An 18,198-nucleotide genomic window follows, 5' to 3' on the forward strand; every position below is an offset into this window, starting at 1 on the left:
CCGTCCACCGAAAGACCCTGCTGCCGCGAGAAGTCGATGAATGTCCCCGGCGTCGCCATCACCGTCACACCACCGGCCAGCGCGAGCGAGCACTCGCCCGAACGCACCGCCTGGGCTGCGAGATGCAGCGCCACAAGCGACGACGAACACGCCGTGTCCACCGTCACCGCCGGACCCTCAAGACCCATCACATACGACACCCGGCCGGACAGCACACTCGTCGCATTGCCCGTCATCAGGTGGCCCTCAGCGCCGGATCCACCCTCACCCGCCATCGTCACGCCAAACCCGTAGCCCGACGCGAAGCCACCGGCGAAGACGCCGGTCGCGCTGCCCTGCAAGGCCTTCGGGTCGATACCGGCGCGCTCAAGGGCTTCCCACGACGTCTCCAGGAGCAGCCGCTGCTGCGGATCCATCGCGAGCGCCTCACGCGGGCTGATCCCGAAGAACCCCGCGTCGAACTGTGCCGCGTCCCGGAGGAAGGCACCCGACTGCGTATACGAGGTTCCCTCGCTCTCGCGGTCCGGGTCGTAGAAGCCTTCCAGGTCCCAGCCGCGGTCGGTCGGGAAGCCGCCCACCGCGTCACCACCGGAAGACAGCAGCTCCCAGAACTCCTCCGGACTGCCCGCACCACCCGGGAAACGGCACGCCATACCGACGATCGCCAACGGCTCATCCGAAGCCGCGACCGCCGCCACGGCCACCGGAGCACCGGCGTCCGCCTGCTCATCCCCGGTCAGCTCACCCCGCAGGAACCCGGCAAGAACGACCGGAGTCGGGTAGTCGAAGACCAACGTGGCGGGCAGCCGCAATCCGGTCGCCGCGTTCAGCTGATTGCGCAGCTCGACCGCCGTCAGCGAATCGAAGCCCAGGTCCTTGAACGCCCGCCGGTCCTCGACCGCTTCAGCCGATGCATGGCCAAGGGCGGCTGCGGCTTCGGCCCGCACCACATCGGTGAGTACCCGCTCCTGCTCCGCCCTGCCGAGACCGGCGAGCCGCCGGGCCAGTTCGCGCTCTCCACGCACCATGTCATCCGTGCCCGCACCCGTACCCGCGGCCACCAGTTGGCGGACCTCGGGGAGGTCCCGCAGCAGCGGCATCCGGCGCACATCCGCCGCGCCCTGCGTGGACGCCAGCTGCTCCCAGTCGACGTCCATCACGGTCACGACGGCATCCGGGCCGTCCAGGGCCTCGCCCAGGGCACGCGCGGCGAGCTGCGCGTCCATCGGCGGCATCGGGCCACGCTTGACCCGCTCCCGCACCACGGTGCTGGACTCGGCGAAACCGCCGCCCGCCCATACGCCCCAGGCCACGGTCAGACCGGCGAGACCGCGGCTCTGCCGGTTCTCCGCCAGCGCGTCCAAGTACGCGTTGGCGGCGGCGTAGTTGCCCTGCCCCGGACCGCCCAACGTCGACGCGGCCGACGAGAACAGTACGAACGCGTCCAGGTCGAGGTCGGCAGTCAGCTCGTCCAGATACACCGCACTCGCGGCCTTCGCCGCAAGGACCGTCTCCAGACGCGGCACCGAAAGCCGGTCCACCACACCGTCGTCCAACACCGCCGCCGTATGCATCACCGACGACAACGAAGGACCACTCGAACCAGTCCACGCGATCAGCCCGGCAAGCTCCGACCGGTCACTCACATCACAAGCCACCACATCGACGGCAGTCCCGGCAGCGGCCAGCTCGGCCGCCAGCTCGGCCGCACCCTGCGCGCCGGGCCCGGAGCGACTGGTCAGCACCAGGCGCGGCGCGCCCCTGCCGGTCAGCCACCGCGACACATGCCCGGCGATGGCCCCTGTCCCACCGGTGATCAGTACGCTGCCGCCCGGCGTCCAACGGACTTCACCGCGAGGCTGCGCAGCTCGGGCCAGGCGTCGGCCCAGTACTCCTGCCGACCGGATCGCGACCTGGTCCTCGTCGCACCCGGCAAGCACCGCCACCAGGCGCGCACCGGCCCGCTCGTCGACCGTCACGGGCAGGTCGATCAAGCCGCCCCAGCGGTCCGGGTGTTCCAGACCGACGACCCGGCCAAGACCCCACACCTGACCCTGCACCGGGCTGGCCAGCGCCTCACCCGGCCCTGCCGCCACCGCACCACGCGTCGCAAGCCACAACGGCGCGACCACAGCGATGTCACCGAGGGCCTGCACCAGGCCCAAGGTCGCGGCCAGACCGCCGGTCACCACCGGATGCTCCGCCACCGGCGTCTCGTCCAGCGCGAGGAGCGAAAGCGCGCCCGTCACCGCGGCGGTTTCCGTACCCTCAAGCGCCGATCCCAGCACGGCCGCCACTTCGGCACGGTCCACGAGCCCGCCCGGAACCTCGGCCACGACGACCTCGGCCCCACGAGCCGCCAGAGCTTCCACGCATCCCCGCGTGAGGCTGTCCTCGGCCAGCCCAGCGGGGGCCACGACCAGCCAAGTCCCGGACAGCACACGGGAGTCGGGCTCCGACACCGGAGCCCAGGCAGCCCGGTAGCGCCAGTTCGCGGTCATGGAACGGTCCTGCTCGCGGCGCCGCCAGGACGCCAGCGCGGGCAGCAGCTCGTTGAACGGACGGCCACCATCCACCGACAGCGTGTCCGCGAGCTGCGCCAGGTCACCGCCCTCGACAGCCGCCCAGAACTCCGCCTCCGCCGCCGTGCTCGCACCATCACCGCCGACGATGGACGCCGCCGTGGGCAACGCCAGCACACCCTCGGGCCAGAACCGCTGATGCCGGAACGCATACGTCGGCAACTCCACCCGCTCACCCGCCGGGAGCACCTTCGGCCAGTCCACGGCCGCACCCTGCACGAACGCCCGCGCCAGACCGGTCACCAGACCCGACACGGCCTGCTCCTTGCGGCGCTGGAGCGGTACGAAGACGCTCTCGTCGCCGCCGACACCGGCCACCGCATCCGGGCCGAGCGCGGACAGCGAACCATCCGGGCCCACCTCGATGAACACCGACACACCCTGCGCCGCAAGCGCAGCCACCGCATCCGCGAACCGCACCGCCTGCCGCGTCTGCGCAGGCCAGTACCCGCCCTCACACTCCGACAGCACCTCACCGCTCAGCGCACCGGCCCACATGGCGTGCGGGCGGTGGTACTCCAACTCTCCAGCTATGGCAGCGAGTTCATCCAATACGGGATCCATCGCCGGGGAGTGGAAGGCGTGCGATACGCGCAGCCGCCGCACTCGACGGCCCCGCTCCCGCCACGACTCCACCACCGCATCCACAGCACCGACCTCACCCGAAACCACCACCGAGTCAGGACCGTTGACCGCCGCGACCACCACACCCGGTATGTCCGCCAGAGTGGCGAGCACGTCGGCCTCCGACGCGCCAATGGCCGCCATCGCCCCACCACTGGGGAGTTCCTGCATCAGCCGCGCACGCGCCGCCACCAAACGGCACGCATCCGCCAACGACAGCACCCCAGCCACGTACGCAGCCGCGACCTCACCCACCGAATGACCCACCACAGCATCGGCGACCACACCAGCCGCCTCCAACACCGCAGCCAACGCCACCTCGAAAGCGAACAACCCCGCCTGCGCATACAACGTCTGGTCAACCAGGCCCGCGTCCACCCCATCCACACCCAGCACTACATCCCGTACAGATGCACCAACAGACGCACCCAACTCCAGCTCAAGCAGCCCACACACACGGTCGAAGGTCTCAGCAAACACCGGACTGCCCTCATACAAACCCCGCCCCATCCCCACCCACTGCGAACCCTGACCCGCAAACACCAGACCAACCCGCGCATCCGAACGGGCCACGCCCGACACCACCGAGCCCGCCGACACCTGAGCGGCCAGACTCTCCAGGCCGCTGACGAGTTCTCCACGCTCGCTGCCCACCACGACCGCACGGTGCTCGAACGCCGACCGTGAAGCCGCAAGCGACCAGCCCACGTCCACCGGCTCCAACTCCGGCCGGGAGACGAGCCATTCACGCAGCCGACCCGCCTGAGCCACAAGCCCGTCCGCGGACCGACCCGACACCAGCCACGCGCCGATCTCACCGGAACCGACGACCGCCGGAGGTGCGTCGACCGGTTCGGCCGACGGACGGTCATCAAGCTCAGGGGCCTCCTCCACGATGATGTGCGCGTTGGTGCCACTGATCCCGAATGCCGACACGCCTGCACGACGCACCCGGCCCTCGGACGGCCACGGCACCGACTCGGTCAGGAGCCTGACGTCACCGGCCGTCCAGTCCACGTGCGACGACGGCTCATCCGCGTGCAACGTCTGCGGCAGCTGCTCGTGCTGGAGGGCGAGGACCATCTTGATCAAACCCGCCACACCGGCCGCCGCCTGCGTGTGACCGATGTTCGACTTCACCGAACCCAGCCACAACGGCCGCCCGTCCGAACGCTCCTGACCATAGGTGGCGAGCAGCGCCTGCGCCTCTATCGGGTCGCCAAGGGTCGTACCCGTACCGTGCGCCTCCACCGCATCGACATCGGCGGCCGACAACCGGCCATTGGCCAGGGCCGCCCTGATGACGCGCTGCTGTGAGGGGCCGTTGGGCGCGGAGAGGCCGTTGGACGCGCCGTCCTGGTTGATCGCGCTGCCGCGCACCACGGCCAGGACCTTGTGGCCGAGCCGCTGCGCGTCGGAGAGCCGCTCGACGACGAGCATGCCCGCGCCCTCGGCCCAGCCGGTGCCTTCGGCGTCCTCGGAGAACGCACGGCACCGACCGTCCACCGAAAGACCCTGCTGCCGTGAGAACTCCACGAACGAGAACGGGGTCGCCATCACCGTCACACCACCGGCCAGCGCCAACGAGCACTCACCCGAACGCACCGCCTGGACAGCGAGGTGAAGGGCCACAAGCGACGACGAACACGCCGTGTCCACCGTCACCGCCGGACCCTCAAGACCGAGCACATAGGAGATGCGGCCGGACAGCACACTGGTCGAATTGCCGGTCATCAGATGGCCCTCGACACCGGAACCGTCCTGGCCGGTCAGCGCCATGCCGATCGCGTAGCCCGAGCCGAAACCGCCCGCGAAGACACCGGTGGCGCTGCCCTGCAAGGCCTTCGGGTCGATACCGGCGCGCTCGAGCGCCTCCCACGACGTCTCCAGAAGCAGCCGCTGCTGCGGATCCATCGCGAGCGCCTCACGCGGGCTGATCCCGAAGAACCCCGCGTCGAACTCCGTGGCACCGCGCAGGAAAGCGCCCGACTGCGTGTACGTGGTTCCTTCGCTCTCCGGGTCCGGGTCGTAGAAGCCCTCCAGGTCCCAGCCGCGGTCGGTCGGGAAGCCGCCCACCGCGTCGCCGCCCGTGGACAGCAGCTCCCAGAACTCCTCCGGACTGCCCGCACCCCCCGGGAAACGGCACGCCATACCGACGATCGCCAACGGCTCATCCGAAGCCGCGACCGCCGCCACGGCCACCGGAGCACCGGCGTCCGCCTGCTCATCCCCGGTCAGCTCACCCCGCAGGAACCCGGCAAGAACGACCGGAGTCGGGTAGTCGAAGACCAACGTGGCGGGCAGCCGCAATCCGGTCGCCGCGTTCAGCTGATTGCGCAGCTCGACCGCCGTCAGCGAATCGAAGCCCAGGTCCTTGAACGCCTGCCTGGCTTGCACCATGTCCGCCGAGGCGTGGCCCAGGACCGCGGCGGCCTCCGCCCGCACCACATCCGTGAGCACCCGGTCCTGTTCGGCCCGTGCCATTCCGCCAAGGCGCCGGGCCAGTTCGCCGTCGCTCCGCTGCGTACCACTGGCACGCGAGCCCACGGCAGCCAGCTGGCGGATCTCGGGGAGGTCCCGCACCAACGGCATCTCGTGCACGTTCGCCGTGCCCGGCGCCGAGCCCAGCTGCTCCCAGTCGACGTCCATCACGGTCACGACGGCATCCGGGCCGTCCAGGGCCTCGCCGAGCGCCCTCACCGCAAGCTGCGGGTCCATCGCGGGCATGGGCGCGCGCCGCATGCGCGACCGGATCGCCTCGTTCGACTCCGCGAGTCCACCCCCGCCCCACAGCCCCCAGGCGACCGCGAGACCGGCGAGACCGCGGCTCTGCCGGTTCTCCGCCAGCGCGTCCAGGAAGGCGTTGGCCGCCGCGTAGTTGCCCTGCCCCGGACCGCCCAACGTCGACGCGGCCGACGAGAACAGCACGAACGCGTCCAGGTCGAGGTCCGCTGTCAGCTCGTCCAGATACACCGCACTCGCGGCCTTCGCCGCAAGGACCGTCTCCAGACGTGGCACCGAAAGCCGGTCCACCACACCGTCGTCCAACACCGCCGCCGTATGCATCACCGACGACAACGAAGGACCACTCGAACCAGTCCACGCGATCAGCCCGGCAAGCTCCGACCGGTCACTCACATCACAAGCCACCACATCGACGGCAGTCCCGGCAGCGGCCAGCTCCGCGACCATCGCCGCGATGTCGTAGGCGGCAGGACCGGAACGGCTCGTCAGCACCAGACGCCGCGCGTTCTTGCCGGTCAGCCAGCGCGCCACATGGCCCGCGACCGCACCCGTACCGCCGGTGACCAGCACACTGCCGCGCGGCGTCCAACCCTCATCGGCACCACGGGACTGCGGCACCCGGGTCAGGCGGCGGCCCAGTACTCCCGCCGACCGGATGGCGACCTCGTTCTCACCGCATCCGGCAAGCACCGCCACCAAGCGCGTACCCGCACGCTCGTCGACCGTCGCGGGCAGATCGACCAAACCGCCCCAACGCTCCGGGTGTTCCAGACCGACGACTCGGCCCAGACCCCAGGCCTGTGCCTGCACCGGACGCGCGAGCGCCTCGCCCGGCCCGGCCGCCACCGCACCGCGCGTCGCACACCACAGTGGCGCGACGACTCCCGCATCGCCCAGCGCCTGTACGAGACCCAGCGTCGCGGCCAGACCGCCGGTCACCACCGGGTGGTCCGCCACCAGCGTCTCATCCAGCGCGAGGAGCGAAAGCACGCCCGCGACGCCGCCGGATTCCACACCCTCCAGCAGCGCGGCCAGCTCGGCACGGTCCACGACCCCGGCCGGAACCTCGACCACTACGACCTCGGCCCCACGCGCACCGAGTGCCGCCACGCATCCCTGTGCGAGGTCGTCCTCCGCAAGTCCAGAGGGGGCCACGACCAGCCAAGTCCCGGACAGCACACGGAAGTCGGGCTCGGCGATGGGCGCCCAGCTCACCCGGTAGCGCCAGCTCGCCGTCACCGACCGGTCCTGCTCGCGGCGCCGCCAGGACGCCAGCGCGGGCAGCAGCTCGTTGAACGGACGGCCACCATCCACCGACAGCGTGTCCGCGAGCTGCGCCAGGTCACCGCCCTCGACAGCCGCCCAGAACTCCGCCTCCGCCGCCGTACTCGCACCATCACCACCGACAACCGACCCCGCCGACGTAGGCAACGCCAGCACACCCTCCGGCCAGAACCGCTGATGCCGGAACGCATACGTCGGCAACTCCACCCGCTCACCGACGGGCAGCACCGTGCTCCAGTCCACCGTCGCGCCCTGCACGAACGCCTCGGCCAGCGACGTGAGCAGCCGCGCCGCTCCGCCGTCGTCGCGCCGCAGCGTCCCGCACACGGCGCCCGGAACCGCGCCAGGACCGGCTTCCAGGACCGCCTCTTCCAAGGTGTCGTTCATCGCGCCCAACAGCACCGGGTGCGGGGTGACTTCGATGAAGATCTGGTGGCCCGTATCGGCGAGAGTCCGCACGGCGCGCTCGTAGTGCACCGTCGCGCGCAGGCTTCCGTACCAGTACGCGGCATCCAGCTCCTCGCCGGAGAGCGTCTCGCCGGTCATCGCCGACACCATCGGCACCCGGCCCCTGCGCGGGGCCACATCAGCCAGAGCAGCCGTGATCTCCTGCTCAAGCCGCTCCACCTGAGCGGAGTGCGAGGCGTAGTCCACGGCGACCATGCGTGCTCGTACGCCGTCCGCTTCCAGCTCGGCCTTGAGCTCCTCAAGTGCCTCCGGCTCACCGGAAACCACCACTGCCGCCGGGCCATTCACCGCCGCCAGCGAAAGGCTCTCGCCCCAGCGCGGCAGACGCTCCTCAACCGCCGCAGCGGACAGGCTCACCGACAGCATCCCGCCCGCACCCGCCAACGCCCTCAGCGACTGCGAACGCAACGCCACAACGCGCGCGCCGTCCCCGACACTGAGCATCCCCGCCACCGTCGCCGCCGCGATCTCACCCTGCGAATGACCCACCACCGCGTCCGGCGTCACGCCCGCGGCCTCCCACACCGCCGCAAGCGACACCATCACCGCCCACAGCACCGGCTGCACCACATCGGCGGCCACCAACTCGGGCGCACCCTCCGCACCCGCCAGAACATCGCTCAGCGACCACTTCACGAACGGATCCAGCGCCCGCTCGCAATCCGCGAGCCGCGCCGCGAACACCGGACTGCACCCGGCCAACTCCCGGCCCATTCCCATCCATTGAGAACCCTGGCCCGCGAAGGCGAACACCACGCGTGCGCCGGGTCGGGCCACGCCCGACACCACCGAACCTGCCGGGACTCCGGCCGCCAGGCTCTGCAGGCCGGACACCAGTTCCCCGTGGTCACCGCCCACCACGACCGCCCGGTGCTCGAACACCGACCGCGTCGCGGCAAGCGACCACGCCACATCCGCCGGTGCGAGCTCCGGCCGTGCCACCGTCCAGTCGCGCAACCGGCCCGCCTGCGCCGTCAGGCCGTCGGCCGTGCGGCCCGCCACCAGCCACGCGCCGGCCTCGCCGGTCTCGACGACCGCCACGGCTGCGGACGCACCGCTCCCCTCGTCCTCGACGAGCACCTCGGCGTCGTCGGGCTCGGGTTCGGGGGTCTCCTCCACGATGACGTGCACGTTCGTGCCGCTGATGCCGAACGCCGAGATACCGGCACGGCGGACCCGCCCGCCGGACGGCCACGGCACCTGCTCGTTCAGCAGGTTGATGTCGCCGGCCTCCCAGTCCACGTGGGACGAGGGCTCATCCGCGTACAACGTCTTCGGCAACTGCTCGTGCTGGAGGGCGAGGACCATCTTCATGATGCCCGCGACACCGGCCGCCGCCTGGGTGTGCCCCATGTTCGACTTGATCGATCCCAGCCACAGCGGCTCCTGGCCCGCCCGCTCCTGGCCGTACGTCGCGAGGATGGCCCCGGCCTCGATCGGGTCGCCCAGTGTGGTGCCCGTACCGTGCGCCTCGACCACGTCCACATCGGCGGCCGTCAGGCGGGCGTTGGCCAGGGCGGAGCGGATGACCCGCTGCTGGGAGGGGCCGTTCGGGGCGGTCAGGCCGTTCGACGCGCCGTCCTGGTTGATGGCGGAGCCGCGTACCACCGCGAGGACCGGGTGGCCGTTGCGCCGGGCGTCCGAAAGGCGCTCGACGACCAGCATGCCCGCGCCCTCGGCCATGCCCATGCCGTCGGCCGCGTCCGAGAACGCCTTGGTCCTTCCGTCCGCCGCGAGCCCTCGGGCATGGGAGAACGCGAGGAACCCGTCCGGGCTCGCCATGACCGTGATCCCGCCTGCCAGTGCGAGCGAGCACTCGCCCGAGCGCACCGCCTGGCTTGCAAGGTGCAGTGCGACCAGGGACGATGAGCACGCGGTGTCCACCGTCACCGCCGGGCCCTCGAGACCGAGGGTGTAGGACAGGCGGCCGGAGAGCACGCTGGCCGCGTTGCCCGTCATGAGGTGCGCGCCGAGGTTCTCGACCTCTTCCTCGTCCTCCATGGTGAGCGCCAGGTACGAGGAGCCGTAGCCGCCGACGAAGGCGCCGGTCTGGCTGCCCCGCAGGCTCGCCGGGTCGATGCCGGACCGTTCGAAGGCCTCCCAGGCCACTTCGAGCAGGAGCCGCTGCTGCGGGTCCATGGCGAGGGCTTCGCGGGGGCTGATGCCGAAGAAGGCCGCGTCGAAGCCGCTGGCGTCCTGGAGGAATCCACCCACCTGCGTGTAGGAGGTGCCGACGCTTTCGACGTCCGGGTTGTACAGAGCCTCGATGTCCCAGCCACGGTCGGTGGGGAAGGTCGACATCGCGTCGCCGCCCGTGGAAAGGAGCTGCCACAGCTCGTCAGGGCTTGTCGCGCCGCCCGGGAATCGGCATGCCATTCCCACGATCGCGATCGGCTCGTCCAACTCCTGGGTCGCCGCCACCGGGACGGTGGGCTCCGCGACGTCGGCGAGGTCGCCTGCCAGCTGCTCTCGCAGCAGTCCGGCGAGGGCGATGGGGCTCGGATAGTCGAAGACCAGTGTGGCGGGCAGCCGGAGTCCGGTCGCCGGGTTCATCCGGTTGCGGAACTCGACCGCGATCAGCGAGTCGAAGCCCAGGTCGGTGAACGGCCTCGCCGCCTCGATCGCGTCGCCCGACGCGTGTCCGAGTACCGCCGCCGCGTGGGTGCGGACCAGGTCGAGGAGCACCCGGTCGCGCTCCGCACCCGGCAGGGCGGCCAGCTGCTGTCGCAGCGCATCCGCGGCTCCAGCGCCGGTACCCGCGCCGTTGGCGGCTGAAGTGACGGTCGCACGACGGGGGATGAGGTCGTCGGCAAGCAGCTCCCAGAGGGGCGGGATGCCGGTGGCTGCCGCCACCGCCCGCAGTCCGGCCTTGTCGAGGCGGGCCGGGACCAGGAGGGCCTCGGGGCGCGTCAGGGCGATGTCGAGCAGGAGCAGTCCCTGGTCCTCGTCCAGTGCCGCGAGTCCGGACGCGGTCATACGGCGGAGCATGAGCTCGGCCAGGTCGCGGCCGATGCCCGCCTCGGGCATCCACGGGCCCCACGCGAGGGACGTCCCCGCGAGGCCCGCCGTCCTGCGGTACACCGCGAGGGCGTCCAGGAACGCGTTGGCCGCGGCGTAGTTGCCCTGCCCCGGCCCGCCGAACGCGGCAGCCACGGAGGAGAACAGAACGAAGTGGTCCAGGTCCATGTCCTGGGTCAGTTCGTGCAGATGCCAAGCCGCGTCCGTCTTCGGACGCATCACCGCGGCTACCCGCTCGTCGGTCAACGAGTCGATCAGGCCGTCGTCGATGATGCCCGCGGCGTGGAACACGGAGCCGAGCGGGCACTCGTCCGGGAGGGTCGAGAGGAGCGCGGCAAGCGCGTCCCTGTCGGCCACGTCGCACGAGACCACGCGGACCCACGCCCCGAGCGACGCCACCTCGGCGGCGAGGGCGGCCACTCCAGCGGCACCCGGGCCCGAGCGGCTGACGAGCACCACCCCACCGGCCCGCCCGGTGGCCACCAGATGCCGGGCCACCACGCCGCCAAGGGTTCCCGTACCGCCGGTCACGAGGACCGATCGCAGGGCTGTGCCGTCCTGGGGAGTCGAAGGCTCCTCCGTGGCGTCGGGCAGCACGAGTTCGCCCGCCGGGCGAGCCAGGCGCCTGCCGTAGCCGTGCCTGCCACGGACGGCCACTTCGGGTTCGCCGCTGCCGAGGAGCGAGGGCAGCACCGCGAGGTCGCCATCGCTTTCGGCCTCCGGCAGGTCGGCGAGGATCAGACGCCCGGGGTTCTCCAGCTGCGCCGATCGCAGGAGGCCCCACACCGCGCCCGCCGCCACGTCCGTCACGTGCTCGCCGGACCGGACGGCCATCCCGCCGCGGGTGACCACCACCAGCTGCACGGACTCCAACTCCTGCTCTGCCAGCCACTGTTGGGCAAGACAGAGCGCCTCGCCAGCGGACCTTCGGGCCGCCTCCGGCACATCGTCGGCACCATCGGCGCCGACGCACGCGAGCACCATGCTCGGGGTGGTCTCGCCCGCGGCGATGCCGGCGACGAGCTCGGAGATGTCGGCGTACGCGGTCACCGGTATCCCGGCGGCGTTCAGCCGGTCGGCCACGGTGAAGCGGTCGGCGCCGACCAGCGCCCACTGTCCGTCGACGGGCGCGCTCTGGGGCAGCTCGGCCCATTCCACGGTGAACAGCGCGTCGTTCAGCCACTCGTCCTTGGCCTGCAGCTGGTCCGCGGAGACCGGGCGTGTGACCAGCGATGCCACCGAGATCACCGGCTGACCGGTGGCGTCAGCCGCCGTCAGCGTCACATTGCCCTGGGCGTCCCGGCGCAGCCGGGCCCGTAGGGACGACGCTCCGGCCGCGTGCAGTTCCACATCCGTCCACGCGAACGGCATCCGCACCTGGCCCTGCTCGCCCTGGTCGGCCGCGTCGGCGCCCGCCTGGTCCGCCACGACGGCGGCGAGGAGCGCCGAGTCCAGGAGCACCGGGTGCAGCCCGTACGAGGACGCGTCCTCGACCACGGAATCGGGCAGTGCCACCTCGGCGAAGATGTCGTCGCCACGGAGCCAGACCGATCGCAGCCCCTGGAACGCGGGGCCGTAGATGTCGGCCAGATGGACCGTGTACAGGTCCGTGATGTCCAGCCCCTCGGCGTTCCGCGGCGGCCAGACGGCGAGGTCCTGCTCCGCCTGTGCGCCCGCCCGGGAGGGGGCGATGACGGCACCGGCGTTCTTCACCCATTCCTGCTCGTCATCGGGTGTGTCGGGCCGGGAGAAGACGTCCGCATCGCGGCGTCCCTCGTCGTCGGCCGCACCCACCACCACCTGGACCTGTACGCCACCGCCGCCGGGCGGCAGCACGAGCGGCGCCTGCAGCGTCAGTTCCTCGAGGAGCGAGCAGCCCACCTGATGTCCGGCGCTGACCACCATCTCCACGAAGCCGGTGCCCGGCAGCAGCACCACGCCGCCGACGGCGTGGTCGGCGAGCCACGGCTGTGAGCGCAGCGAGAGACGCCCGGTGCATACGAAGCCCGCACCGCCGCCGAGTTCCACCACGGCGCGCAGCAGCGGGTGCCCCACCGCGCCCTGGCCGAGGGACGCCGGGTCACCGCCGCCCGCGGGTGCCGCGCCCGGCAGGGCCAGCATGCCCTTGGGCCAGAAGCGCTCGTGCCGGAAGGCGTACGTGGGCAGCTCCACGCACTCGGCGGTGGGCAGGACGGCTGCCCAGTCGACGGGCACACCGGCCACGAAGGCCTCGCCGATCGACGTGAGCATGCGCATCGCGCCGCCGTCGTCCCTGCGCAGTGTGCTGCACACGGCGCCGGGCCGCGCGCCGGGACCCGTGTCGGCGGCGGCCTCTTCCAGGGTGTCGGTCATCGGTGCGATCAGTACGGGGTGCGGGGAGACCTCGATGAACACCTGGTGGCCCATGCCCGCGAGCGTGCGGACCGCCCGCTCGAAGTGCACCGTGGCGCGCAGGCTGGCGTACCAGTAGGCGGCATCCAGTTCCTCGCCGTTCAGGACCTCGCCGGTGACGGCCGAGAGCATCGGCATCCGGCCCTCGCGCGGTGTCACCCCGGCAAGGAGGGAGGTGATCCCTTCCTCAAGCTGCTCCACCTGGGCGGAGTGCGAGGCGTAGTCCACGGCGACCATCCGCTCGCGCACGCCTTCGCCCTGCAGTTCCTCCTGCAGTTCCCGCAGCGCGGCGACGTCGCCGGAGACCACCACTGCCGATGGGCCGTTGACGACGGCGAGCGAAAGACGTCCGTCCCATCGCTCGATGCGCTCCTGTACCCGGGCGGCGGGCTCGGTGACCGACATCATGCCGCCGACGCCGGTGATCGCCCGCAACGCCTGGGAGCGCAGCGCCACCACCTTCGCGCCGTCCTCAAGGCTGAGCATGCCCGCGACCGTCGCCGCGGCGATCTCACCCTGTGAGTGGCCCACCACAGCTTCAGGAGTCACACCTGCGGCCTCCCACACCGCCGCAAGCGACACCATCACCGCCCACAGCACCGGCTGCACCACATCGGCGGCCACCATCTCGGGCGCACCGTCCGCCCCGGCGAGGACGTCGGCGAGCGACCAGTCGACGTACGGGGCGAGCGCCTTCTCGCACTCGGCGATGCGTGCCGCGAACACCGGGCTGCAGGCCGCGAGTTCCTGGCCCATGCCAAGCCACTGCGAGCCCTGGCCGGGGAAGACGAACACCGAGCGGGCGGTCGAATGGGCCACACCTGAGACGACCGAACCACTCGCCGAACCACTCGCCGGAACGCCGTCGGCGAGCTGCTCCAGGCCACCGGCCAGCGCGTCGCGGTCCGCGCCGAGCACCACGGCCCGGTGCTCGAACACCGAGCGCGTCAGGGCCAACGACCAGCCCACGTCGCCCGCTTCGAGGCCCGGCCTCGCCGCCGTCCAGTCGCGCAACCGGCCCGCCTGCGCGACAAGACCGTCCGCCGAGCGTCCCGACACCACCCATGCCGCGGCTCCCGACACCACGGGCGACGTCTCGGCGGACACGGTGACGACGGCTTTCTCGGACTCGGACCCGCCGTCCGCCGCGGGGGCTTCCTCGGACCCGCTGTCCTCCGCGTCCTCCGCGGGGGCTTCCTCGATGATGATGTGCGCGTTGGTGCCGCTGACGCCGAACGAGGACACACCGCCACGGCGCGCCCGCTCCCCGATGGGCCACGGCTTGGATTCGGTCAGCAGGCGTACGTCACCTGCCGTCCAGTCGATGTGCGGCGATGCCTCCTCCGCGTGCAGCGTCTGCGGCATCCGCTCGCCCCGCAGTGCGAGGACCATCTTGATCACGCCCGCGATACCGGCCGCCGCCTGGGTGTGCCCGATGTTGGACTTCACCGAGCCGAGCCACATCGGACGGTCGTCGGGACGGTCCTGACCGTAGGTCGCGAGGATCGCCCCGGCCTCGATCGGGTCGCCGAGCGTCGTACCCGTACCGTGCGCCTCCACCACGTCCACCTCGGCGGTGGACAGTTGGGCACTGGCGAGCGCCGCCCGGATGACCCGCTGCTGCGAGGGGCCGTTCGGCGCGGCGAGGCCGTTGGACGCACCGTCCTGGTTCAGGGCGGATCCACGGACCACCGCGAGCACCGGATGCCCCAGCCTGCGGGCGTCCGAAAGGCGCTCCACGACCACCATTCCGGCGCCCTCGGAGATGCCCATGCCGTCGGCCGCTGCCGAGAAGGCCTTGCACCGCCCGTCCTGGGCGAGGCCGAGCTGCCGGGAGAACTGGGTGAACATGATCGGGATCGCCGTCACGGTGACGCCACCGGCAAGCGCCAGGGAGCACTCCCCGGAGCGGACCGCCTGGCAGGCCATGTGCAGCGCCACGAGGGACGACGAACACGCCGTGTCCACCGTCACCGCCGGGCCCTCCAGGCCCAGTGAGTACGAGACCCGCCCCGAGATGACGCTGGTCGATGTCCCGGTCATCAGGTGGACGTCCAGGTCCTCGTCCGTGCCGAACCCGTAGCCGGACAGCGAGGCGCCTGCGAACACCCCGGTCAGCGAGCCGCGCAGCGACGCCGGGTCGATGCCGGCCCGCTCCAACGCCTCCCAGCACACTTCGAGCAGCACCCGCTGCTGCGGGTCCATCGCCACGGCCTCACGCGGGCTGATCCCGAAGAAGCCCGCGTCGAACCCGCTCGCGTCGTCGATGAATCCCGCCTCGCGCACCCGCGAAATGCCGTCCGGATCCTGCTCGTACAGTTCCTCGATGTCCCAGCCACGGTCGTCAGGGAACCCTGCGACACCGTCGCCCCCGTTGGCCAGCAGCTTCCAGAAGTCCTCCGGGGCCTGGACACCTCCGGGGTAACGGCAGCCGATGCCGACGATCGCTATCGGCTCGTGGCTGCGCTCCTCCACCTCACGCAGACGCTTCTTGGTGTCGTGCAGGTTGGTCGTTACCCATTTGAGGTAATCGCGGAGAGTCTCTTCGTTGGCCATCGGGTCTCACCATTCCAGTCTTTGAAATGCAAGCTTGCTGTCCGCAATTACCGGTGATTCAGGGAACTCGGGCGACTCGGCTGACTCTGGTAACTACTTACCTGCCGAGTTCCTTGTGAATGAACTCGAATATCTCGTCATCCGTTGCGGACCCGATCTTCTCCGCGACCGCCTGGCGCTCCGAATCGGCGCCTATCTCGCTCCACTGGGAAATCAGCCCCTGGAGGCGATCGGTGATCAATTGATATGTCTTCTCGTCCGGTGTCGCCCCGGTCAGGAGCGACCCGAGCCGGTCGACCTCCTCGACAAGGGACCCCTGTACAGGACCGTCCTGGAACTCCTCGTTCCAGAGGAATTCGGCCAGGGCGACCGGGGTGGGGCAGTCGAACAGGAGGGTGGCGGGCAGCTTCAGGCCGGTCGCGGTGCTCAGTCGGTTACGCAGTTCGACCGAGGTCAGCGAGTCGAAACCCAGGTCGCTGAAGGCGCGAGTGGCCTCCACGGCCTCGGCCGACGCGTACTCGAGCACCGATGCCGCCTTGCTCTGGACCAGCTTGATCAGCGTCCGGTTCTGCTCGGCGCGCGAAAGCCCCGCGAGCTCCTGCCGCAACGCCGTACCCGCGTCCGAGTCGGCAGCCGCGTCCACCACGGGGCCCTCCAGGGCCTGCCGCACCTCGGGCAGGTCCTCGATGAGCGGGCTCGACCGCCGCAGCGTGAACGTCGGGGCGAATCGCGCCCAGTCCACGTCCGCGACCGTCACGAGGCCTTCGCCGCCGTCCAGGATCTGGGCGAGCGCCTGGACCGCGTGGGCGGACTCCATGGCGTGGAGACCGCCCCGCGCCATCCACGTCGCGGTGTCGTCGTCGGTCATGCCGCCGCCGCCCCACGGGCCCCAGGCCACCGAGGTCGCGGGAAGACCCTGCGCCCTGCGGTACTCGGCGAGGCCGTCCAGGAAGGTGTTGGCCGCGCCGTATGCGGGCTGGACGCTGCTGCCCCAGGTCGCCGAGATCGACGAGAAGAGCACGAAGGCGTCCAGGTCCAGGCCCATCTCCCGGGTCAGCTCGTCGAGATGGACGGCACCGGCGGCCTTGGCCGCGAGCACAGCGGCCGTCTCGGCCACATCGGTCTCCTCGACGGTGGTCGCCTGTCCGACGCCCGCGGTGTGCATCACCGCGGACAGCGCGGGACCGGTCGCGCCGGTCCAGCCCACAAGCCCGGCGAGCTCCGGCCGGTCGCTCACGTCACACGCCACTACGTCGACGGTGGTCCCGGCGGTCGCCAGTTCCGCGGCCGTCGCCGCGATGTCGTAGGCGGCGGGACCGGAACGTCCTGTCAGCACCAGGCGAGGCGCACCGCGCCCGGCCAGCCACCGCGCCACATGCCCGGCGATCGCACCCGTACCGCCCGTGACCAGGACACTCCCACGCGGCGTCCACTCCGCACCGACCGCCCGAGGCCCGGAAGCCCGCGTCAGCCGCCGCCCCAGAAGCCCGGCCGAGCGGATCGCGACCTGATCCTCACCACACCCGGCCACCACCGCCGCGAGGCGCGTACCAGCAGAGTCATCGAGGACGGCAGGCAGATCGACCAACCCGCCCCAACGGTCCGGGTGTTCCAGAGCGACAACCCGGCCCAGACCCCACACCTGCGACTGCACCAGACGTGCCGGGGCCTCGCCCGGTCCGGCGGCCATCGCACCGGACGTCACCACCCACAGGGGCGCGTCCACTTCCGCGTCGCCCAGCGACTGCACGAGCATCAGCGTCGCGGCGAGACCTCCGGCCACCACCGGATGCTCGGGTACGGGCGTCTCGTCCAGCGCAAGGAGCGACACCACACCGTTGATCCCGGATTCCGGCAGCTCCGTGCGGATCCGCTCGGCCATCCGCTCGCGGTCGGCCGTCGCCGTGGTCTCCAGGAGCACCACTTCGGCGCCTGCGACGGTCAGTGCCTCCACGCACCCTCGCGTGAGGCCGTCACCTGCCTGCTCCGGCGTGGTCACCACCAGCCAAGTCCCAGACAGCGAACGGGAGTCGGGCTCAGGGACCGGCGCCCAGGTCACGCGGTAGCGCCAGTTCGCGGTCGCCGAGCGGTCCTGCTCGCGGCGGCGCCAGGACGCCAACGCGGGCAGCACACAGTCGAGTTGGTTCTGATCGTCGAGCGCCAGCGTGTCCGCGATCTGCGCCAGGTCGCCGCCCTCTACGGCCGCCCAGAACTGGGCCTCAGCCGCCGTGCTCGCGCCGCCCCCGCCCACCGGGACCGGGGTTGCCGCCGACTCCAGCCAGTACCTCTGGTGCTGGAAGGCGTACGTCGGCAACTCCACCTGCTCACCGCAGGGCAGGACCGACTTCCAGTCCACCGGCAGCCCGCCGACATAAGCCTCGGCGAGCGATCGCACAAGGCGGGTCGCGCCGCCGTTGTCCCGCTCCAGCGTGCCTACCGCCAGCACACCGGCCACACCCGCGTCTTCCGCGGTCTCGGTCACCGCGGCAGTCAGCACCGGATGCGGCGACACCTCCACGAACTCCCCATA

Annotated in this window: 2 protein-coding genes; both read right to left on the reverse strand. The window is 71.3% G+C overall.

Features of this window, described 5'->3' with window-relative positions; translation table 11 throughout:
- A partial coding sequence (locus ACIBCK_RS38915) for a type I polyketide synthase (protein ID WP_399398071.1) occupies positions 1–15,668 on the reverse strand: 15,668 nt, incomplete at its 3' end.
- 97 nt (positions 15,669–15,765) lie between these two features.
- The coding region (locus ACIBCK_RS38920; RefSeq protein ID WP_399398072.1) for an SDR family NAD(P)-dependent oxidoreductase at positions 15,766–18,198 on the reverse strand (2,433 nt) is incomplete at its 5' end.

This window comes from Streptomyces sp. NPDC051218, assembly GCF_044455475.1.
Taxonomy (GTDB): Bacteria; Actinomycetota; Actinomycetes; order Streptomycetales; family Streptomycetaceae; genus Streptomyces.